This window comes from Gardnerella sp. DNF01198P, from assembly GCF_049244165.1.
Taxonomy (GTDB): domain Bacteria; phylum Actinomycetota; class Actinomycetes; order Actinomycetales; family Bifidobacteriaceae; genus Bifidobacterium; species Bifidobacterium swidsinskii.
This window is the reverse complement of sequence record NZ_CP058382.1, coordinates 400808-419324: the sequence shown is the minus strand read 5'-3', so window position 1 is coordinate 419324 and position 18517 is coordinate 400808. Positions and strand designations below refer to the sequence as shown.

At 42.4% G+C, this 18517-nt stretch carries 5 protein-coding genes and 1 tRNA gene; all 6 read right to left on the bottom strand.

Features of this window, described 5'->3' with window-relative positions:
* Positions 1–19: 19 nt before the first annotated feature.
* Positions 20–6079 carry a S8 family serine peptidase gene (locus HXT44_RS01865; protein ID WP_421783026.1) on the bottom strand — a complete coding sequence of 2020 codons (6060 nt, stop codon included), beginning with the start codon at positions 6077–6079 and terminating at the stop codon, positions 20–22.
* A gap of 1001 nt (positions 6080–7080) precedes the next feature.
* Entirely contained in the window at positions 7081–8199 is a 1119-nt protein-coding gene (locus tag HXT44_RS01860) for a class C sortase (protein ID WP_421783025.1), read from the bottom strand.
* Between the two features lie 209 nt (positions 8200–8408).
* A complete protein-coding gene (locus HXT44_RS01855; RefSeq protein ID WP_421783023.1) occupies positions 8409–10091 on the bottom strand; it encodes a SpaH/EbpB family LPXTG-anchored major pilin in 1683 nt (560 codons plus the stop codon).
* Between the two features lie 272 nt (positions 10092–10363).
* Positions 10364–16417 carry a Rib/alpha-like domain-containing protein gene (locus HXT44_RS01850; RefSeq protein WP_421783021.1) on the bottom strand — a complete coding sequence of 2018 codons (6054 nt, stop codon included), beginning with the start codon at positions 16415–16417 and terminating at the stop codon, positions 10364–10366.
* 736 nt (positions 16418–17153) lie between these two features.
* Positions 17154–18167: an Abi family protein gene (locus tag HXT44_RS01845; protein ID WP_004110605.1), complete on the bottom strand. Its 1014-nt coding sequence runs from the start codon at positions 18165–18167 to the stop codon at positions 17154–17156.
* 173 nt (positions 18168–18340) lie between these two features.
* A tRNA-Arg gene (locus HXT44_RS01840) sits at positions 18341–18413 on the bottom strand.
* Positions 18414–18517: the final 104 nt, after the last annotated feature.

Sequence of the window (18517 nt, the reverse complement as noted above, 5' to 3'; positions counted from 1 at the left end):
ATTTACTTATTTTGTTTATTTACTTGCTTGTGTGCGTATGATGGCGGCGAGTTTTAAACGTTACAGCACCGCTTGCAAGCAATACCATAAACGTCACAACCATGCCAATCACACTGCTACCAGTCATCGCCAAATCAGAAGTCATCTTCTTGGCGGCAGACTTAGCGTCAGCCTGCTCCTTTTCAGCAGCCTTCTGCTTTGCAGCAGCATCGCCGGATGCAGCACCTGCGTTGGCAGAAGTATCTGCATTAGCAGAATCCGCATCTTCATTCAATTCCTTATCAGAATCATCCTTTGAGGACGACTCCGAATTATTACTGGAATTACCTCCAGTAGTAAAGGATTTTCCACCATGATTACCGCCGTGGTTAGAGCTGTGGCTACCGCCATGACTACCACCGCGGCTATTATTGTTGGTATCACCGCTGGCATTACCGCTAGTATTACCGCTTGCATTACCGCTAGTGCTGCCACCGTTGTTGCCACTACCGTTACCGTGACCCGTGCTTCCACCTTCGCTATTACCAGTATTACCAGAGTTACCAGTATTACCAGCATTACCGCTACCATTCTGGTTCTGATTATTCTTATTATCAGAACCAGTTTGGCTGCCACTATCAGAAGAAGCAGAGGAAGATACAGATACCTCTCCAGAAGCAATCTGGTTACCTTTTGCATCCATAAGTAAGATTGTGTGCTTACCTGAATATCCGCTAGGAATCAAAGCCTTGAAATAGTACTTACCGTTTTCATCAGTATGCACTGTCACATATTCATGACCATCTTCACCCTTAAGATCCTTAGGATCAGAGTAAATGAACGCATACATGCGATCACCGGATTTGGCTTTCTTCACAGCTTCAGGCTGTCCAGAAACATAAATCTTTACTTCCTTTCCAGCTGTGACATTCTTGGTTTCTAATCCAGCAAGAGACTTTTGGATCTTTTTTGTAGAAGCAGGAGGAATTGGTGCAGAATCAGTTTGAGTTGACTCATCCTTGGTTCCTGAATTACTTGGCTTCGTTGGATTCTCACCAGGCTTCACACCATTCTTCACCGTGAATGTATATGCAGTAGCTCCATTTGCATTATTACTTGCGTCACTTGCTGTATTACCAGCAAAATCGGTCGCCTCAATAGTGATAGTGTGAGTACCATCAACCAACTTCTTAGTAGGAATCTTCAACGTTAATGTTGTAGAACTTGGCTTATCTGGAGTTGGATTATCGTTAACCTTAGAAACATCCACTAATGTGTCCTCTACTGCTGTAGTTGGAAGATAATTTTCCGTATACGCTACTGGATGACCATCAACCATAACGCGCAAAGACTTCAAATTATCATCTTCTGCTTTAACAGTAATTTCGTGACCATCAGTGATTTCTTCGCCTTCAACCAAACCTGCTTTAACAGTAGGATCAACTTCATCAAGAACAACTGGAATCACACCAAGTAAATGAGATTCAACCTGATCACTTAAGTGCAGCAGCAACTTATCACCATTGTCTACTTGAATGTCAGTTGAGAATTGGCGACGAGTTGTTTCTTTACCATTCGTGTCCAAAGTGTAGAAATCACCTACAGAATCATTATTAATTCGCAAACTTTGACCGAAAGCATCATCTGATACATTTCCACTGAAAGTCACTGTGTCACGATTAGTGAACAACGTGTGACCATACAGTTTTGGAGTATCGAAATGTGCTGTTGGAGGCGTAATGTCGAAGTAGAATGCTGCAGGAGTATCGATTACATTCGTTTCATCGTCTTCATCAGCATCTTCGTCAGTTGATTTAGTGTTCACCTGCAAGCGGAAATCATTTATACCCGGATGCATTGGAAGCTTTACACTAAACTTTCCGTTCTTAATTTCAGCACGCAATGGGTTTGGAGTTACAAGATTCTTAGTTGTAGCATCAAAACGCGAAGCTGGAGTAAACACCACGCTAGTCACTTTGGAACTCACATCACCTTGAGCAACAAAGTAATCAGTGCCAATAACGTCTGGACCATTATTCTTCTTATGAATTAACCACGCATAAGAACCCATAGAGCCAGCATTAGTAAGCATGAAATCTTTTGTTGCAGCTGCAGGTTTAGGCGTAGGAGTTGAACGACCAGCGAGAGCCAAACCTATAGTTGTAGTGTTTTCAGCAGAATCAGTAGCTACAAGAGTTACCATAACAGCTTTAGCGGCAGGAGTAATAACTGTTTTGAAGCTACCGTCTTTACCAACAGTTACTACTTCTTCAGTTTCTTTACTAGCTGCAGCTGTATCTGCTTGCTTCATATTTGCATTAATATTCGCTGCTGAAGTTGTATTAGCACCAGAAACAGCTTTAGTAGTAGATTCAGAGGCAGAACCAGAAGCATGATTGTTCACAGAACCAGCAACTGCATTAGCTGCAGTAGTGTTGTCAGCAGCCTTTTGATAATTAAGCGTTAGCTTTACAGTATCTCCAGGAGTATCAGTTACTTTACCAGCAACAGTTACTTTACCATCTGCAGCTACAGGCAAATTACCCTTGTTGTCAAGACCATCAACAGTAATCTTAGGTGTTTGTGCATTAAACTTTAAAACAAGTTTCTTATTGCCAATACGGTCACCCTTACTATCAAAAGCTTTAAGCATCACAGTATTTTCACCATTTTTCAGTGGCACAAACGCATAGAAAGTATTCTCACCCTTGCGCTTTTTAGCTAATTTGACTTCCTGCTTTTTACCGCCTTCAGGAGTCACATAAGCTTTTATAGAAGCAACATCTTTAGTGAGATATCCCTCAAGATAGAACTTACCATTAATATCTGGGTCGGTCTTACTTTCTTCTAGAGCATTAGCTTTAATTTGTTGAGAAGTAAGTTTTTGTTCATTTGGAATAATAAACTTCTTGTTCTTCTTAGATTCTTCTGAACCATCCGGTTTCTTCACAGCATATGTGTCGAATACCTTTTTAACCTCAGTTGAATTCATAGCATTGTCTCGAACAAGCACATCTATGTATTGAGCTTCATTACCAATGTGAATAGTCTTGCACACTCGCGTACGAGTTGCTTCATTCAACGGGCATTGAGTGTCTTCATCACCATAGTTCAAGGCATCCTTTACACCAGGAAGATGAATAGTTGGTACGCCAGGATCAGGACTTAATTCATCACTAATAACAATCTTCACATTGCCGTTAGCATCACGATCAGATACTGTGACTTTAGGTCCATGATTATCGATTGCTACCTTCATGTCATAAGTTTGCCAATCAAACTTATCTCCTAAGCGAGCTTGAATACGATACGTGTACCATCCGTCAGGAAGAATTTCAAATCTACTTGTTTTTGGATTCCACACAGACCCGTCAAAATTTCCGGCTAAGCCATCGGTTGCTCCAACATTAGAAATAGTAGAACGATTCACGTTGTGTTCTGTTCCAAGAACAATCTTAGTTTTATTATGTGAATCCAACACAGAATATTTTACTTCAGATGCACCGCGGAATATAGCCATAGATGGAACAACATAATCCATCCAGCCATCTCTATTTGCAGGTGAAAATTCGCCAAGTACATAAGGCTTCGTTTCATTATTAACCGGAAGTTTACCCATAAAACCAGCTACAGAAAGCAATGATGTCGTAAGATCACTACGGCTTGCACTATAGCTTTCTCCCGGTTTTACCATTATAGGTTCATCGTTCCAATCGCCAACAAAGCCAAGATATGGCACAGAAACATCTGGCTGAGTATCAGTAAGCGATTCAAATCGCGCCCAACCTTCAATATAATGATTGCCTTTAGAACGATTTGGGCTTAACGTAAACTTAACATCAGCGGTTTTGCCAGGCTTTACCGTAACTTCACGCGTTTTTGATTGCAACGTTTCAGTATCACTAATAGAGGTTACTGTATCTTTATTTGCCTCATTAGACTCATTTACCACATCCTGATCTGGAACAGCAAATTTTACTGGAGTCTTACCATAATTATGCAAAGTAACTGTAAAGTTGCGATTAGAATTCACGTTTTTAAGAGCAACGTACGAATTGCCGTTGACTGTTGCAATCACGTTAGTAGCAACAGCTTTATCGACCTGAGCTAAACCAGCGCCAATTTGACGAGGAGCGTAAGGAATTTTCCGACTATCTGCAGAATCTTTATGTCCAATAATACTTGCTGTATTCATTAATGCTTGGCTTACACGAGTAGCCATTTCAGACTTTTTAAGATCAGGGAAACGCTTCTTATAGCTTTCCATCACCAACGCTGAAAGACCGGAAACGTTTGGAGCAGCCATGGAAGTACCAGACATGCTGGTGTACTTATTTCCATTCTGCGTAGACCAAACATTACCACCGATACCAGCAATTTGAGGTTTAAAATCAAATTCTGGAGTTGGACCCCAAGAAGTAAAGCTAGAAGGCTTCCCATCATCCGGATTGGCGATAGTAACGAATTGTTCAGTGAAAGCAATCTTTACTTTCTCACCATTATCTAATACTTTTTTAATTTCTAATGCATAAGAACGAGGAATAGACGCACCAAAGCAACCTTTGATTTTGTCCAATCCACCCATTCCTATGAATAAGGATGAATCTTTGTCGTGATTGTAAACAATCACACCTTTAGCACCTTTAGAAATCGCATTATTAAACTTTTCAGTAAAACTGATATCGCCACGTTCTACGAGAGCATATTTACCTGTAAGATCAAGATCCTTAACATCAGCTTTAGTAGCTTTTTTAGCATCCACAAGTTCATGCTGAGATAGTGCATCCGTTAAAGAACCAATAGAATAGCTGTACGGCAAAGTATGTGACTTGCCATCTTTTCCAACCCAATTTGCAGACTGCTGAGTAATATTTGAATTTTCTACAGAAGCAACGCTGAAAGCAGAAGGATAAGAAGATGGTGAACCAAGAGTTGCATCATCCCACTTACCTAGAACATCGTCTATGCCACCACTTTCAGAGAAGTTCAAGCCGGAGTTTCCTGCAGAAATAACTGGAAGCACACCAGCTTCGTGAGCCTTCTTTAAAGCGAGAGATGTAGCATTAGAAGTTCCACCAAAACCGTTATCTGATCCGAGAGACATGTTAATAACATCAGCACCAAGCTTTACAGAATCCTCGATTGCAGCAACAATATCAACATCACGAGCACCATGCGAACCCGGCACGTTTGAGAATACTTTCATAGCAAGCAGCTGAGCGTTTGGAGCTATGCCATCAACACGATTATGTTCAGATGCAGGAGCACCAGTCTCATCGCCGTTAGCAGCCACAATACCGGCAACGTGCATACCGTGCTGTTCCGCACCCGAATCTGTGAAATTAGTATTTTCATCAGCGTAATTGAAACCTGCAGGCACTTTGTCAGTAGTGTTGCCTTTACCTGTTGGTTGTAATCGAAGATGCGTCTTAGCTGAAGCATCAAGCTTCATATCTTGGTGAGTTGGATCTATGCCCGTATCGATGATGGAAACCAACATACCAGTGCCATCAAGATGATATTTTTTAAACGCAGCTTGCACACCTTGCAAATTACGTGCAGTATTTTCCATTGGATGATATAAACGTTCTTTTGCGACAGAAACTACACCTGGCTCACGTTTCAAATCTTGAACGTGTTTTTCAGGGAGTGTAGCTTCAAAAGCGCTCATCAAATAACCAACTTGGCGACGAACCGTCATATTGTACTTTGACTTTACGCGGTTAATTAAAGCATTCTGCTCATGAATGTTGGCTTTTTCGTCAGTATCCGTGAGTTGCTGATGATTATTTTTCAACGTAACAACAACAGTCACTTGAGCATTTGAATTTTTATTAAATTGATCTTTTTTACTGTAATGCTCAAAAGCTTTAGCAAGAGTTGGATTAACATGGCGTAAATCTTCTATAGACTTAATCTCACTATTAGCTTTTAAAGATGAATCAAGTATCTTAGAGACAAGTGCATTTCCATCTTTTTTAGTTTCATTATCATTTTTTGCAAATGCCGCAGGAACTGTACCAAGCGGCACCATAAGCGTCGCCGCAGCCACACCTAATGCTGCTAAACGAGTCAGATATGACGTTCGTTTGAACTTCATAAACATACTCTCCTTCAAAATGGTGGTTGTTATCCCGGAAAAATTTCGGTTCTAGCTATCACAAACTCATACCAGCTGCCAAAATCTTTCATACTGGCTGCCAAAATTTTTCATACGGGTGTAAATATTTTTGTTACGCTGGTTTGAATCATTTCCGCTAAATATCGCATAAGAGATATACCCCCCCCCCATGCAAACAGCAAATAATGGTGTATTTTTGCAAGTGCAACAAAATATTTTTCATATACTCTAGCACTTGTTTAAAGAGAAAAAATTTTTTTAACTTGTTAATTTAGCAAATAAAATTTGAAAAATTTGTATTTAGGATAGAAAAAATGGCTAAATTACGCCATTTTCTCGCAAACACTTTTCCACAAGTAACATGTAAAAAATCTGTAGTTAACATATAATTTACAGAATTTTTCAACAACCTTGCATTTTGACAATGTTTTTTAAAAAAATATTGCTGGTTTACCAACTAATGTTAGTGCGTTGCGCAATATAAACCGTAAATTTTTCAGCCAACCGACGATATGCGCAACTGACCTAAATTTTACGCTCGCGCGAACGTTATCTCACGTTTGGAGGGTTTGCGCTACTTTAGCACTCCAAACGCAGGCGCGACGACATGCTTGAGCGCAGCACAGCGCGCGCGAAAGCAACTCGGAGCGGAAACTCGCTCAAGTTGGAAGTCCAGTGGACTTCCAACGCGAGTTTCGTAAGCGAGCACTTATAGTGCGAGCGTTATCTCACATTTGGAGTGATTAGCATTGTGCGACGCTCCAAGCGCGCGCAATACTGCGCTCAGGCAGGTCGTCAGCGCACACCAGTCACAACCTAGTTTCTAAAGCACAACCGCACTAACCTGCCCTGCCTGCGTCAATAAAGCCGCAGGCAGACCTCGCTTGCGTTGAAAGCACACCGTGCTTTCAACGCTGAGCAAGCTCGGCGCTCCGAATTGCCTTCGCGCGCGCAATACTGCGCTCAGGCAGGTCGTCGCGCTACTCGCGACGCAACTTACGCAGCATCTTGCGCGAAAGTACCAGCAAATGCTTGCCGCGAATGTCGAGCTGTCGCCCTCGCTTAGACGTTGCAACAGCGATCATCATGGACAAAATAATCAATGAGAACGCCATTGCAATCACGAATAGCGTCATCCAAAGCGGCCATTGCACGTGGTCACCCGGCACCTTCACAGGGTCCGGCAGCACACGATACCCCGTCACCAAAAGCCTATGCGAATTCACGCCATACGGGGTACACGTTAGCAGCGTCGCCAAGTCGCGCCCCTTTTCGCGCTGTAACAAACTAATATCGTGCGGCTCAACCACGCTGATGCGGAACACTTTGTATCGCAAAGTTTCGCCTTGCACGTCGAGGTAGAAATAGTCACCCTTCTTCAAATTCACCAAATCATCGAACATGGTGGCATCCGCAAGACCCGTGTGCGCGGTAATAACTGTGTGGCGGTTCTTGCCGCCAACCGGCAAATCCGTGCCGTACAAATGACCAGCGCCGTGCGCTAAAACTTCTTGCGAACTGCCGTGATAAATAGGAAGTTTTACGCCAATCTTCGGAATTTTTACAATGCCGATAATGCCCATAGGCTCCTCAAGCGCCTTAAGATAACGCTTGTATTCAGGTGTGTTAGTTATGTCTTTTTGCCCATCCGGACCATACGGATCCGTGGTAAGCATATTCTTACGAGTTTTATTGTAAAGCTTCGCGGCACGAATGTGAGCGCGACGCACGTCACCAGCCTGATCGTGGTTATACTTGTCGTACGCGTTAGAAATCTCCTTCGACACGCGATTATTCCAAAGCGTTGAAACAACAGGGTAACTGAAGCACAAAATGCCTGCCAGCACGAATGCGATTGGCTCGACGATGCGGCGGAGCTTAGATTTTTGCTTAGATTTGTGATTGCTTGCGGTGGATTTTGCTTCGGTTGCGTGGGTTTGAGTTGCGTTATTTTCGGTTGCGTTTGATTCGGTTAAGTTGGTTTCGATTAAGTTGGTTTCGTTAGTTTGAGTTGCGTTTGTTTGGTTTTTGAAAAGCTTGTTTTGGGAGATTTTGTTGAGGAAAGCATATACTTTAGCAACAGCGTCGTTTAATTTCATGCTTCCTCGTTTCGTGAGTTTTTCGTTGGATTTAGATTTGATTTACGATTTATCTATTTTGCGCTCGCTAGTTAGTTCAATTAAAGCGCACAAATATAGAGCCGGGAGCAACAAGTCGCACCCAGCTCCAATATTTATGCCATGCAAACAGATATTTACATTCATGTAGCAGTGACTGCTGATTTTTTCTCAGCAGTCACCAATTACAATCAGGCGTTCTGCTGCTCTTCATCCTTCTTGCGGTTGCGCAAGAAGATGAACATACCAACAGCAACCAAGCACATGCCAGCCAACGCGAAGATGATCACGCCTGCGGCACCGGTCTTTGGAAGGTTGAACCAAGAACCATTATCCTTGGTTGGGACGTTCACAATTTCAATTTCCTGAGCAGTTGCATTAGACTCAGCAGAAGTTAAAGAAATTTCATGAGGCTGCTCAGAGCGAGCATAACCTTCTGGTGCTTTAACCTCAACAAGATAAATCTTGCTATTAGCGTTAGCATCTGTAACCTTAGCAACATAATCTTTAGTTACACCACTAGCAGTCTTATCAACACCAGTTGTGGTGATGGTAGCCTCAGTATTAGTTTGTGCTGTGTCAGTAAAGCCCGCCATTGCTTTATCGCAAGCTTGAGCAGCAGTTGGGTCAGCAGCACACTTCTTAGCTTCAGTTTGATCAGCAAATGCCTTGAATTCAGCCTTGTTGAGAAGCTTTGTTTTATCAGTTGCATCAACTTTCTTGATGTGGAACTTACGGAACTCAGTTGTTGCGTCACCGCCAGGAGTTGGAGTATCTGGAACGCCGGCACCGTGACCTGGAACGAAGCCAGACTTGTTATCTAACTTCTTATCGGAACCAACAAAATTAGAAAGATCCGTTTTCAACTTAAACTCTAACTTAACAGTAATTTTAACATCAGCGCCATTTGCACCATTCACAACAGTTGCAATCTTTGTAAGACCTGCATCCTTAAACTTAACCATGATGCGAGTACGAGTTGTATCTTCAGGCTTAGTCAATGCGGAAGAAGTCACAACGTAATCATCAGCAGTCATAGCATTCTGCTGACCTTCAATCTTAACTTCTTTAACGACGCCAGTACCTACAGAATCATATGCCGCAGTTACAGCGTCATCGTAAATAGCAAAACCTTGGAGCTCATCCTTCGTAATTCCAGTCTTAGAATCAGCAGCATCGGACTTCTTCTTGTTTACTTTTGCAGTAATAGTGTAAGGCAATGTATCACCAGCACCAACAATCTTTCCATTATCAGCGGTCTTGGTTACATTATCCTTAACATTGGTGTTCTTAGGCGCAACTGACACTTCATATGTGTAGGTGTTGTTCTTAGCACTGGCTTCACGCGTAATCTCTGGAACAGTCATGAAGAATGGCTTCACATCAGTTGCATAGCCAGCAGGAGCAGACTTTTCCTTCACTAAATACAAGCCCAAATCAAGGTTATCAAATTCAGCCTTACCAGTTTGATCGGTAGTCTTTTCCTTTACGTTATCTAATGTAAGCTTGGTTTCATCAAGAGGTGTTGCATTAAGCTGCTTTACTTTAGCAGCGAGCTTAGTCCAGCCATCTTCAGAAGTTAAATCTACACTAAGACCAGTCTGGTCATTATCGCTCTTAATATTGGTAACCTTCTGAATGGTGAAAACAGCATCCTTCAAACCATTATTGTTAGATGCATCCTTCTTATTGATGATGATCTTACCCTTCATCTTCTTACCAACTTCAGACCAAGGTGCTGGCTGAGCAGCTGCTCTCTCACTACCCGTAGCAAATGCTACGTTGTTTGCCACCACGGCGCCGGCGACGCACAGCGTGCCAGCCATTGCGAGCGAGGCGAATGCCGCCACGCATTGTTTAGTGAATTTATTCACTTTCTTCTCCTTTATATCAGTGCCCTTGTGGGCAGGTTTTGAGGAAAATACGTTTATTGTTTTATTTTGTGTTGCGCACGGTCGGCGGAGTCATCGCAAAGCCGCATGAACTCTGTCGGCGGCTACGATTTGCGCCGCGCGCAGCAAGATTAAATCCGAACCATGCTCCGGCATAATTACCGTCACTGTGTAACATCACTGTGTAACGCGTAATGCCATTGCTAGCACATGGAACGTTGATACTGCAGTTTTTAAGCTGCAGAAAATTTTCATCAGCATCGCCACCTTTCGCTACGTCGCCTTAAAGCGCGAAGCTTTTTGGCAGTTTTGCAGATAAAATCTTTAATCAGTGTCTTACGCAGCAACGCCTCGAGCATCGCGCGCCCCCACTTGGTTTGCTCAAGGAAGAACCCAGCCGCCATCACGCCCGTGCCAATCACAGCAAACGCACCAAGCAGCACGTTCCAGTTCATTCCGCCGGTCTTTGGCAGAGCGAATTTAGGCGGATCGATCACGGTCACATTAACAGCAATTCTGTTCCAGTCTTTTCCAACGGTTACGCCGGCAAGCTGAGTTGTTTGCATATTTGTAGACGAATACTTGTTACCTTCAATAAGACTTCCATTAACAGTGTTATTAAACACCGTCAGCGCATTCGGCTTCAACGCAAACACAGCGCACGTGTAATTTCCAGCCTTTTGAGGTACGCCAGCAATATCGTCTTCACTGCGAGACACAGCACTTTCTATGCTGTTCGGATCTTTATCCTTCGTAAAGCCATACAGCAAGTTAGCCATGCAATTCTTACTGTCTTGACTGCAAGACTTTCGCTGATCAGCATTTGCAAAAGCCCACGGCTTTACACTTTCGCCATAATTCTGGTTCAGGTGCATATTGAGCGTATCGTCAAGCCCGCGACTCCACTTTTGCTCGCCTTGCTTAGCACACATCATACGCAATGAAATATTGCTACGATCCTTCAAGCTCCACGCGAGCACATACGGATTCTTAGTAAGGCTCGTGCCGCTCATAACAGTAAGAGAATTACCACTACCAAGCGTGTCATGAACAGGATCAGCGTCTTGGGATCTTAGCAATGTCATCTTAAGATCCTTGTCAGCTCCACTGAGGCCTCCAACTGTAACTTTCGCATACACAGGCTTGCCGTTGTTACCAGAATCCGAGTCGTCCGAAGTGGAGCCATCCGGGTAATGGATGACAATCTCTTTCAAGTACGCTTTAGGAGCAACAGATTGATCTGGGTGGAAGGTCACTTTGCCGTAGCGAGTGCCGTCATCCTTGGAACTGTGCTTGCCATTCTTTTGCTTGGAAGGATTGTCAGGCTTATTGCTTTGCTCACCGGTTTTATCGGCAGCGTTATTAGAAGCCCAATACGACCAGTCTAAAGACACCTTGTTTCCAGCAGTGCCGTCAGCATTTACCTCAAAGCCGTTTGTGGCATCCTTAAACTCAAACCAAGTTCCGTCCGGAAGCGCACCAGCCTTCACAACATCCTGGTATTTATCCGCACCGTTAGCACTCTTAACGCTTTGCGGCACAGCATTCTCAACCTTTTGACCAGCCGTAACGCTCACATCAACATACTTCGGGTTGTAGAAGTGGTTGTCGTTGTGAATGTGGATTGGTATTGAACGATACTCGTAGTCGACACCTTTAACCGCGTTTTTGTTGCCGTTATTACCATCAAGCTTCCACTTGAAGTCTTTCAAAGGATCAGTGTTATTCTTACTTGCATCTTTGTTAAGTGCGCCAACAGCTGCATCGAATCTAGTAAGCAAATCGTTATTGTCTTTACTAAACTGTTTTGCTTTAATCGCGTAAACTACGCACTCGTAGTCGCCGGATTCGTTAGCCTTGCCTTTAATCCACCCACGAGTACGCTCAGTGGTATCTTTTGAGTTACCATTTGCAATGTAATCGTCGTACAGCTGCCTATCAGGGTGGCACTGACTTGCATCCTTCTCGCAAGCTTTCTGCGCTGACGCATCTTCAGTATGATCCCAAATCTTTACATCTTGCATCGTAATGCCGGCAATACCGCCCGACTGGTAGTGAGACTTAGTGCCGTCTGAATTGATCTTATTGCAAATTGTGCGCAAATTGATTTTTCCAGGCTTATACTTGGACCATGAATCAAGCCAACGGGTCGTCTTTTTAGAAGTACTAAGTTCCTCGCCCTTAGTGAGTTTGATGGTAGTATCATTCCAGTCGCCGCTACCTTCACGATCGCCAACATTCAGCCGTAAATTACCAGCATCCTCATCATGCGATCGCGTAATGTCTACCTTCGCATAAATAGGTTTACCAAGATTACCAGAGTCCTTATCTTCAGAAGTGGAACCGTCCGGATAGTGCACAATAACCTGCACTTTGTCAGAACCAACAGGGAACCACTTGTGCGGTCGGAACGTCACCTTGCCAAACTGACCCGTGCCCTTCTTAGCTGAATCACCAGAGTCAGCTTTATTATCTTGATCATCCTCAAAGAATGTGTAGCTTAAAGATTTCTTAAACTTAAACCAAGTTCCGTCCGGTAGATCACCTTCGCGCACATCGTCTTGCAACGTATTAGCATCGTTGGCATTCTTCTTGCTCTTAGGCACCTCAGTGGCTTGTTTGGTACCAGCCTCCATGCTAATAGTCTTATACTCTGGGTTGTAGTAGTGAGCATCACTATGCACATGAATTGGGAAGGTTACCGAATCCCAATCGATATGCCTTTGAGTGGCTTCTTGAGGACTATCTTCACTACCCGGCTTATCTGTTAAGACTGATTTAATAACCTCTTCAAACTTGCGATCAGCAGGTTTCTTTACAAAGTCATTTACAGCTTTATCAAACTTATTTTGTAAATCACCATGCTTACCATCTTTATTTTCAAGGTCTTTAATAGCGTACACAGTGCACACAAAGTCGCCATTTTCCTTAACCTTGCCATGTAACCAACCCCAAGTGCGCTCTACGGTATCATGCTCATCACCGTATAAGTAAAGGTTACGGTTGCAGTTTTTACCATGAACCGTACATTCATACTTATTCTTTTCAGTAGCTCTTGTCCATTGTGATGGTTGTTTATCAATAAATTCACCGCTTGTAGTATTACCTTTTCGACCGGCAAGTGTCAGACCATTAATACCATCAATCTCATAGCTTTCAGGTTTACCAGTTTGTGGATTCTTTTTATAGCAAAGCATGCGCTGATAAATTTTTCCTTGCTTAGCACTTGACCATGAGTCAAAGAACATTGGCTTAGTGTTACCAGTAGCGTCGCCTAACACTTCATCTTTACGGAAACGCATACCATTTTTATCATTGTTTTCAATTCGTCTTCCGCCATATTGCGAATAAACATTGAGCTTTAAATCATTTTTTTGGATCGGTTGACTAGTTACCTCTACAGGCGCATATACAGGCTTGCCAAGATTACCAGAATCCGGATCTTCAGAAGTGGAACCATCTGGATAATGCACAATTACAGGAGCAAAATATTCACCAAGCATTACAGTTTTTTCTGGAGAAAAAGTAACTTTGCCATATCTAGCGTCAGTAGTACTATCTTCAGGCTCATCCTTGCCTGATTTCTTGTTACTTTGCTTATTGACAAATTTATACCATGTAAGAACATGTTCATTATCTTTAGGATAGGTTCTTAGCTCAAACCAAGTGCCTTTTGGCAACCTAGTACCATTCTGCACAAGCTCCTGTTGACTCTTGTCATTACCTTTCACGCCGTTAGCACCAGAATGGCTTACTGGAGCAGCCGATTCTTTAGACTTACCACCAGCCTGCACATATACCTTATCGTATTGAGGGTTATAATAATGCGCGTCGGAGTGAACCTTAATTGGCACAGTCCTAGATGTATAATCAATATCTTCTCTTAAACCCTTGAAGGTATCCGGATTAATGATATTGGTAGGAGAACCGGTTTGCTTTTCAATATCTTTGTTCTTTTTAGCAGCATCCTCAAATTTCTTCAAAGCTTTAGGCTTCAAAGCATACACAGTGCACTGGTAATTGCCAACCTTTAGTGGCTTTCCTGTGATGCTACCACGCGTACGCTCCATGGTTCTGCCTGTGCTATCAAATAATTTGTTTGCTGCACAGCCCTGACCATTTCGGCACTTTTCTTGTTCCTCATCAGTAGCATGAGGCCACGGTTTTTCACCATTTATTGTTATTCCATTAATACCGTTAAGATAAAACTTAAGATTCAGAGGATTTGTAGTATCAGCACACACAGAGCGAATAGTAATATCGCCAGGTTCCTGCACTGACCAAGAATCTATCCATGGTTGTGGCTTAACTTCACGATTCTTGCGGAATACGAATCCATCGTTGTAGTCAATCTCTTGACCATTTTGGTTCTTATGAATATGGAGCTGCAAGTCACCAGTGCCAGGGTTATCTCTTGTTACATACACTGGAGCATTAACTGGATCACCATGATTACCAGAATCTTTATCCTTCGAAGTTGAACCATCAGGATAATGCACAACTACAGGTCTCTTCTCAGGCTGACCAGTTTTAGAAGCAGGAACCCACTTATTTGGGTGGAAAGTGACAACACCAGTGGACTCGTTATTAATCTTTGCCCAAGTTGGTGGATTTTGATACTTATTATAAATTTCTGCCTTAAACTTAGTGCCAGATGGGAATTTCTTCCCTCCCCTGTCTTTTGGATTTGGAGAATTCTTTTCTTCACCAGCTTTTACTGTAGTATCGTCATAGTAAGGGTTATACCGGGACGCCTGCGAAACAACGTGTATATCAACGCCTTTGACCTTCACAATTGAATTGTTCATTTTACAATTGTTAGGTTTAGGATCAGGATAGTTTATTTGAACATCAAAATGTATAGTTTTGTTTCTATCAGAAGCCTTAGGACTATACTTAACCTCGCCTGTTCTTGGATTAATATAGGCTTGACCAGGCTGCATATTATTAGGATTATACGTCTTAGTAACACCGGGCGGAAGTATCTCACTATTTCCAATTTCATTCTTTTTAAACGTAAATTCTATTCCAGCATCAGTTGGAATCATCTCAGACGTAGTTCTGCCCCCATGATTTGGCATGTCCTTATAATATTTAAAATCGCCGTTATAAGAATCACCAACCCACTCACCAGTATTTATATACGGTTTCACGGAAGTAACTTCACCGTAAACAGCGTCCTCTTTAGACCTCTTTGGGAATTGGATGTCATCATCATTTTTAGGATTTAAACCATACTTAAACTCTTCCAAGTCTGGTATGCCGTCGCCATCATGATCATACGGACCAAAAACTGTAAACTTATGCTTATCTCCATAGTAGGAAATCCAACCTGCCATAAAAGGTAACTTATAAGGGTCACTGCCTTCTTCAACTTCTGCAGTAACAATCCAGCGAATAGAATCTACAGCGTTATCTTGTTCCCAAGATTTAAATAACCTACCAAAATTACCAGCTCGACGCCATGTATCTACTTCACATGTTGCATCTGTACCTAAACCACATTTTTCAATAGATGCTTTCCAGAAATTCTCATAATCACTATCACCTGGTAAGCGCGTAGCATTAGTATAACCATTAAAATCGCTTGGTATTTGATCTTTGCCTCGTTCTTCCCAAACAAACCTTTTGCCTCTACCACTGTAACCAGCAAATTTTGTACGATACCTTGTAATTCTTATGCTATTATCCTTGATGTTTTTTGGAAGAATAAGATAAAAATCAGGTCTACCATCATACGCATGTAGAGCAGTATTTTCATCACAATCTACATTTGGATTTTCTATTTTTTTAATTCTGCATCCATTTGCGTTAAAAAGAACATTCCAAGTGATGGTTGTTTTTTTCTTTCCATTAACGGTTACTGTATTTATATCTGGAGACTGAACATCGAAATCTCTATATACATCATAACTCGCAACAGAGTTAGGAGAAATATACCCGTTACCAATGTAATCCCAACTAACATTAGCTGCATTAGCTTCTTTCATCGGCGGCACTATGAGCATGGTTACTATGGTGGCGGCGGCTACGAACATTGCGAAGAGCGCGCGACGAAGAGTGTGGGCTGGGTGAGCGGTGCGAGCGATGGTGGTAACGTTGTCGGAATTGGCTGCGCTGTCGGAAATGACTGCTTTGTCGAAAGAAGTGCTGGCGGTGCCGAAAGTACTGGCATTGCTGGAAGAAATAACTGTGGTGCTGGAAGTACGAACGGCGGCATCACGCTCGCTGGTCTTATGCCAGACCAAAGCGCGCGACGCAAGACGACCCACGCGTGATGCGAATCCACGGAACTTTGCTGGTAACATTTTCTCGCCTTCCTAGTCCTCCACTGCTGCACAAGCCGCAGTATATCTCAAATTCCAACTCTCTAATCTTTAAGACTTCACGCACTCAACCTGCATGCGATGCCAATGCTCGGTGCACTAAAACCTTGTACGCACACTACTGCAAATGCCACAGACAGAGCCAACCACAGGTAGTCCAGTATAACATACCTGCATGCCCTATATACAAGCATGGTTGCTGAAAAGCCCCTAATATTTATACCCCCCCCCCATGAAGGATTTCAAGCAAAACACGTATTATAATTGTGCATATAAAAAATTTCTATAATTCGCGAATATCGCTAAAAAATCTACTGTAAAACGCATTTATAACGCATAATTTCCGACGCCAAAACGCAAAAATCGCATCTTCGGCGTGTCTAAAAACCGACCACTTCCCCAACCCAAAGCACTACATGTTGTTATAACGCATGCATCGCACCGCTATATGCTGTGCTGGTATATGCTGTGTGTGTTGTGTGCTGCGCTGCTGTATTCTGTGTGCTTCGTCGCTATATACTGTGTGAGATTCGTCACTATATGCCATGCTATATATACTGTGCAACGCGAAAGCAGGTCGTCGCGTCAGCAAGAAAATCCGACAGAAACTGTGCAGCCGTGTACAGAAAAAGTCGTTTGCGCGCAAAAAAAAATCGGGGCAGATGCACTCTCGCACTTCCGCCCCCCAAAACCCTAAGGTTTTCAAGCATTTTCAATTCTATCTTTCACATATCCAACTGTCAATAACAGTACAAATAAAAGCAAGCAATGAGTTAAATTTACTCGCTTTATCATACTCTTTTGTGTACTCAGATGCCTTTTTTATAAATCCTCCTGCAATGTATCTAATAATGCTTTTTTGATCATTCACGCATTCATCACATTGATAATTCCTAGACAAAAATCTCTTATACATATATGCAGTTATCACTATTTCTTTCATCTTCGCATTACACATATTCGATCGCCTCGCACGCTTATTGAACCCTACAGCTTCAATAGCTTTACTTACTTCTTCAAGCAAAAGCACGTTGTCAAAACTCTTTTCAGTAATTCCATCCAATATTGAATTAGAATGAGCACAAGCATTACGCACGGATTTTACCCTGCACAATAAGTGATGCTCCTTCTGCATCTCTCTACTACCCCATCTTTTTGCGCAAAAACGATAAAATCTTAACAATGTTCCAAATGTAATACCTTCAACAAATACCCAAATTGGCATTCCACCTGTATACTTTGCCGCCGATTCTCTGCTATATTTCCCATCTTTAAGTCGTTCTAATTCAGCAATTAGTATTTTGCGGTCATCGTTATAAAGACTAGACATGTAATCTTCAACAATGGAGTATCCATCTTCTTCAGGATTTTCAGTAAACATTTTCATTAACTTAACTTTTGCCTCATGCTCTATAGCTAAAGTTATTAGAAGCAAAAGTATTTGAAACATCCTATTAAGCTGCTCTATTTTGCATAATTGATCAAAATCCAAGTCAATATACTGGCCATCCCTAGATCCACCAACTCTCTTGCTAAACAATTTTTTATATGAACAAGTCTCAAAATAATATGAGAAGATTGAAAGGTAGGAAATTGCAGAATCTTCAGATTGTTTGTTAAAAGTTATACCTTGCTTCTTAAGATGTTTTATCTGATCTATTGACGAAAGCTTCACAGGCAATTTACTAATTGCACATGTTTTCTTTATATCCGAATCGCATTGATTGTCCATACTATGTATTCCCCTTTTCCAAACTATGGATAAATATCTTTTATTTTTGCGAATACTACCCCAATAGCATTCGATGACTCTTTAAATGCACCAGCGCATATGCAAATATTCTACAAAACACTACACGAAAAGCAACGAATAGACAGGCACGACCAAAAGTAGAAAATCAAAAGTGGGCTTAATGGGGTTCGAACCCACGACCTTCTGCTCCGGAGGCAGACGCTCTATCCACTGAGCTACAAGCCCGCAACTCGAGAAAGTATACACGCTAGTGAGGATGCGCGACGACCTGCCTGAGCGCAGCATTGCGCGCGCGAAGGCAATTCGGAGCGCCGAGCTTGCTTAGGGTT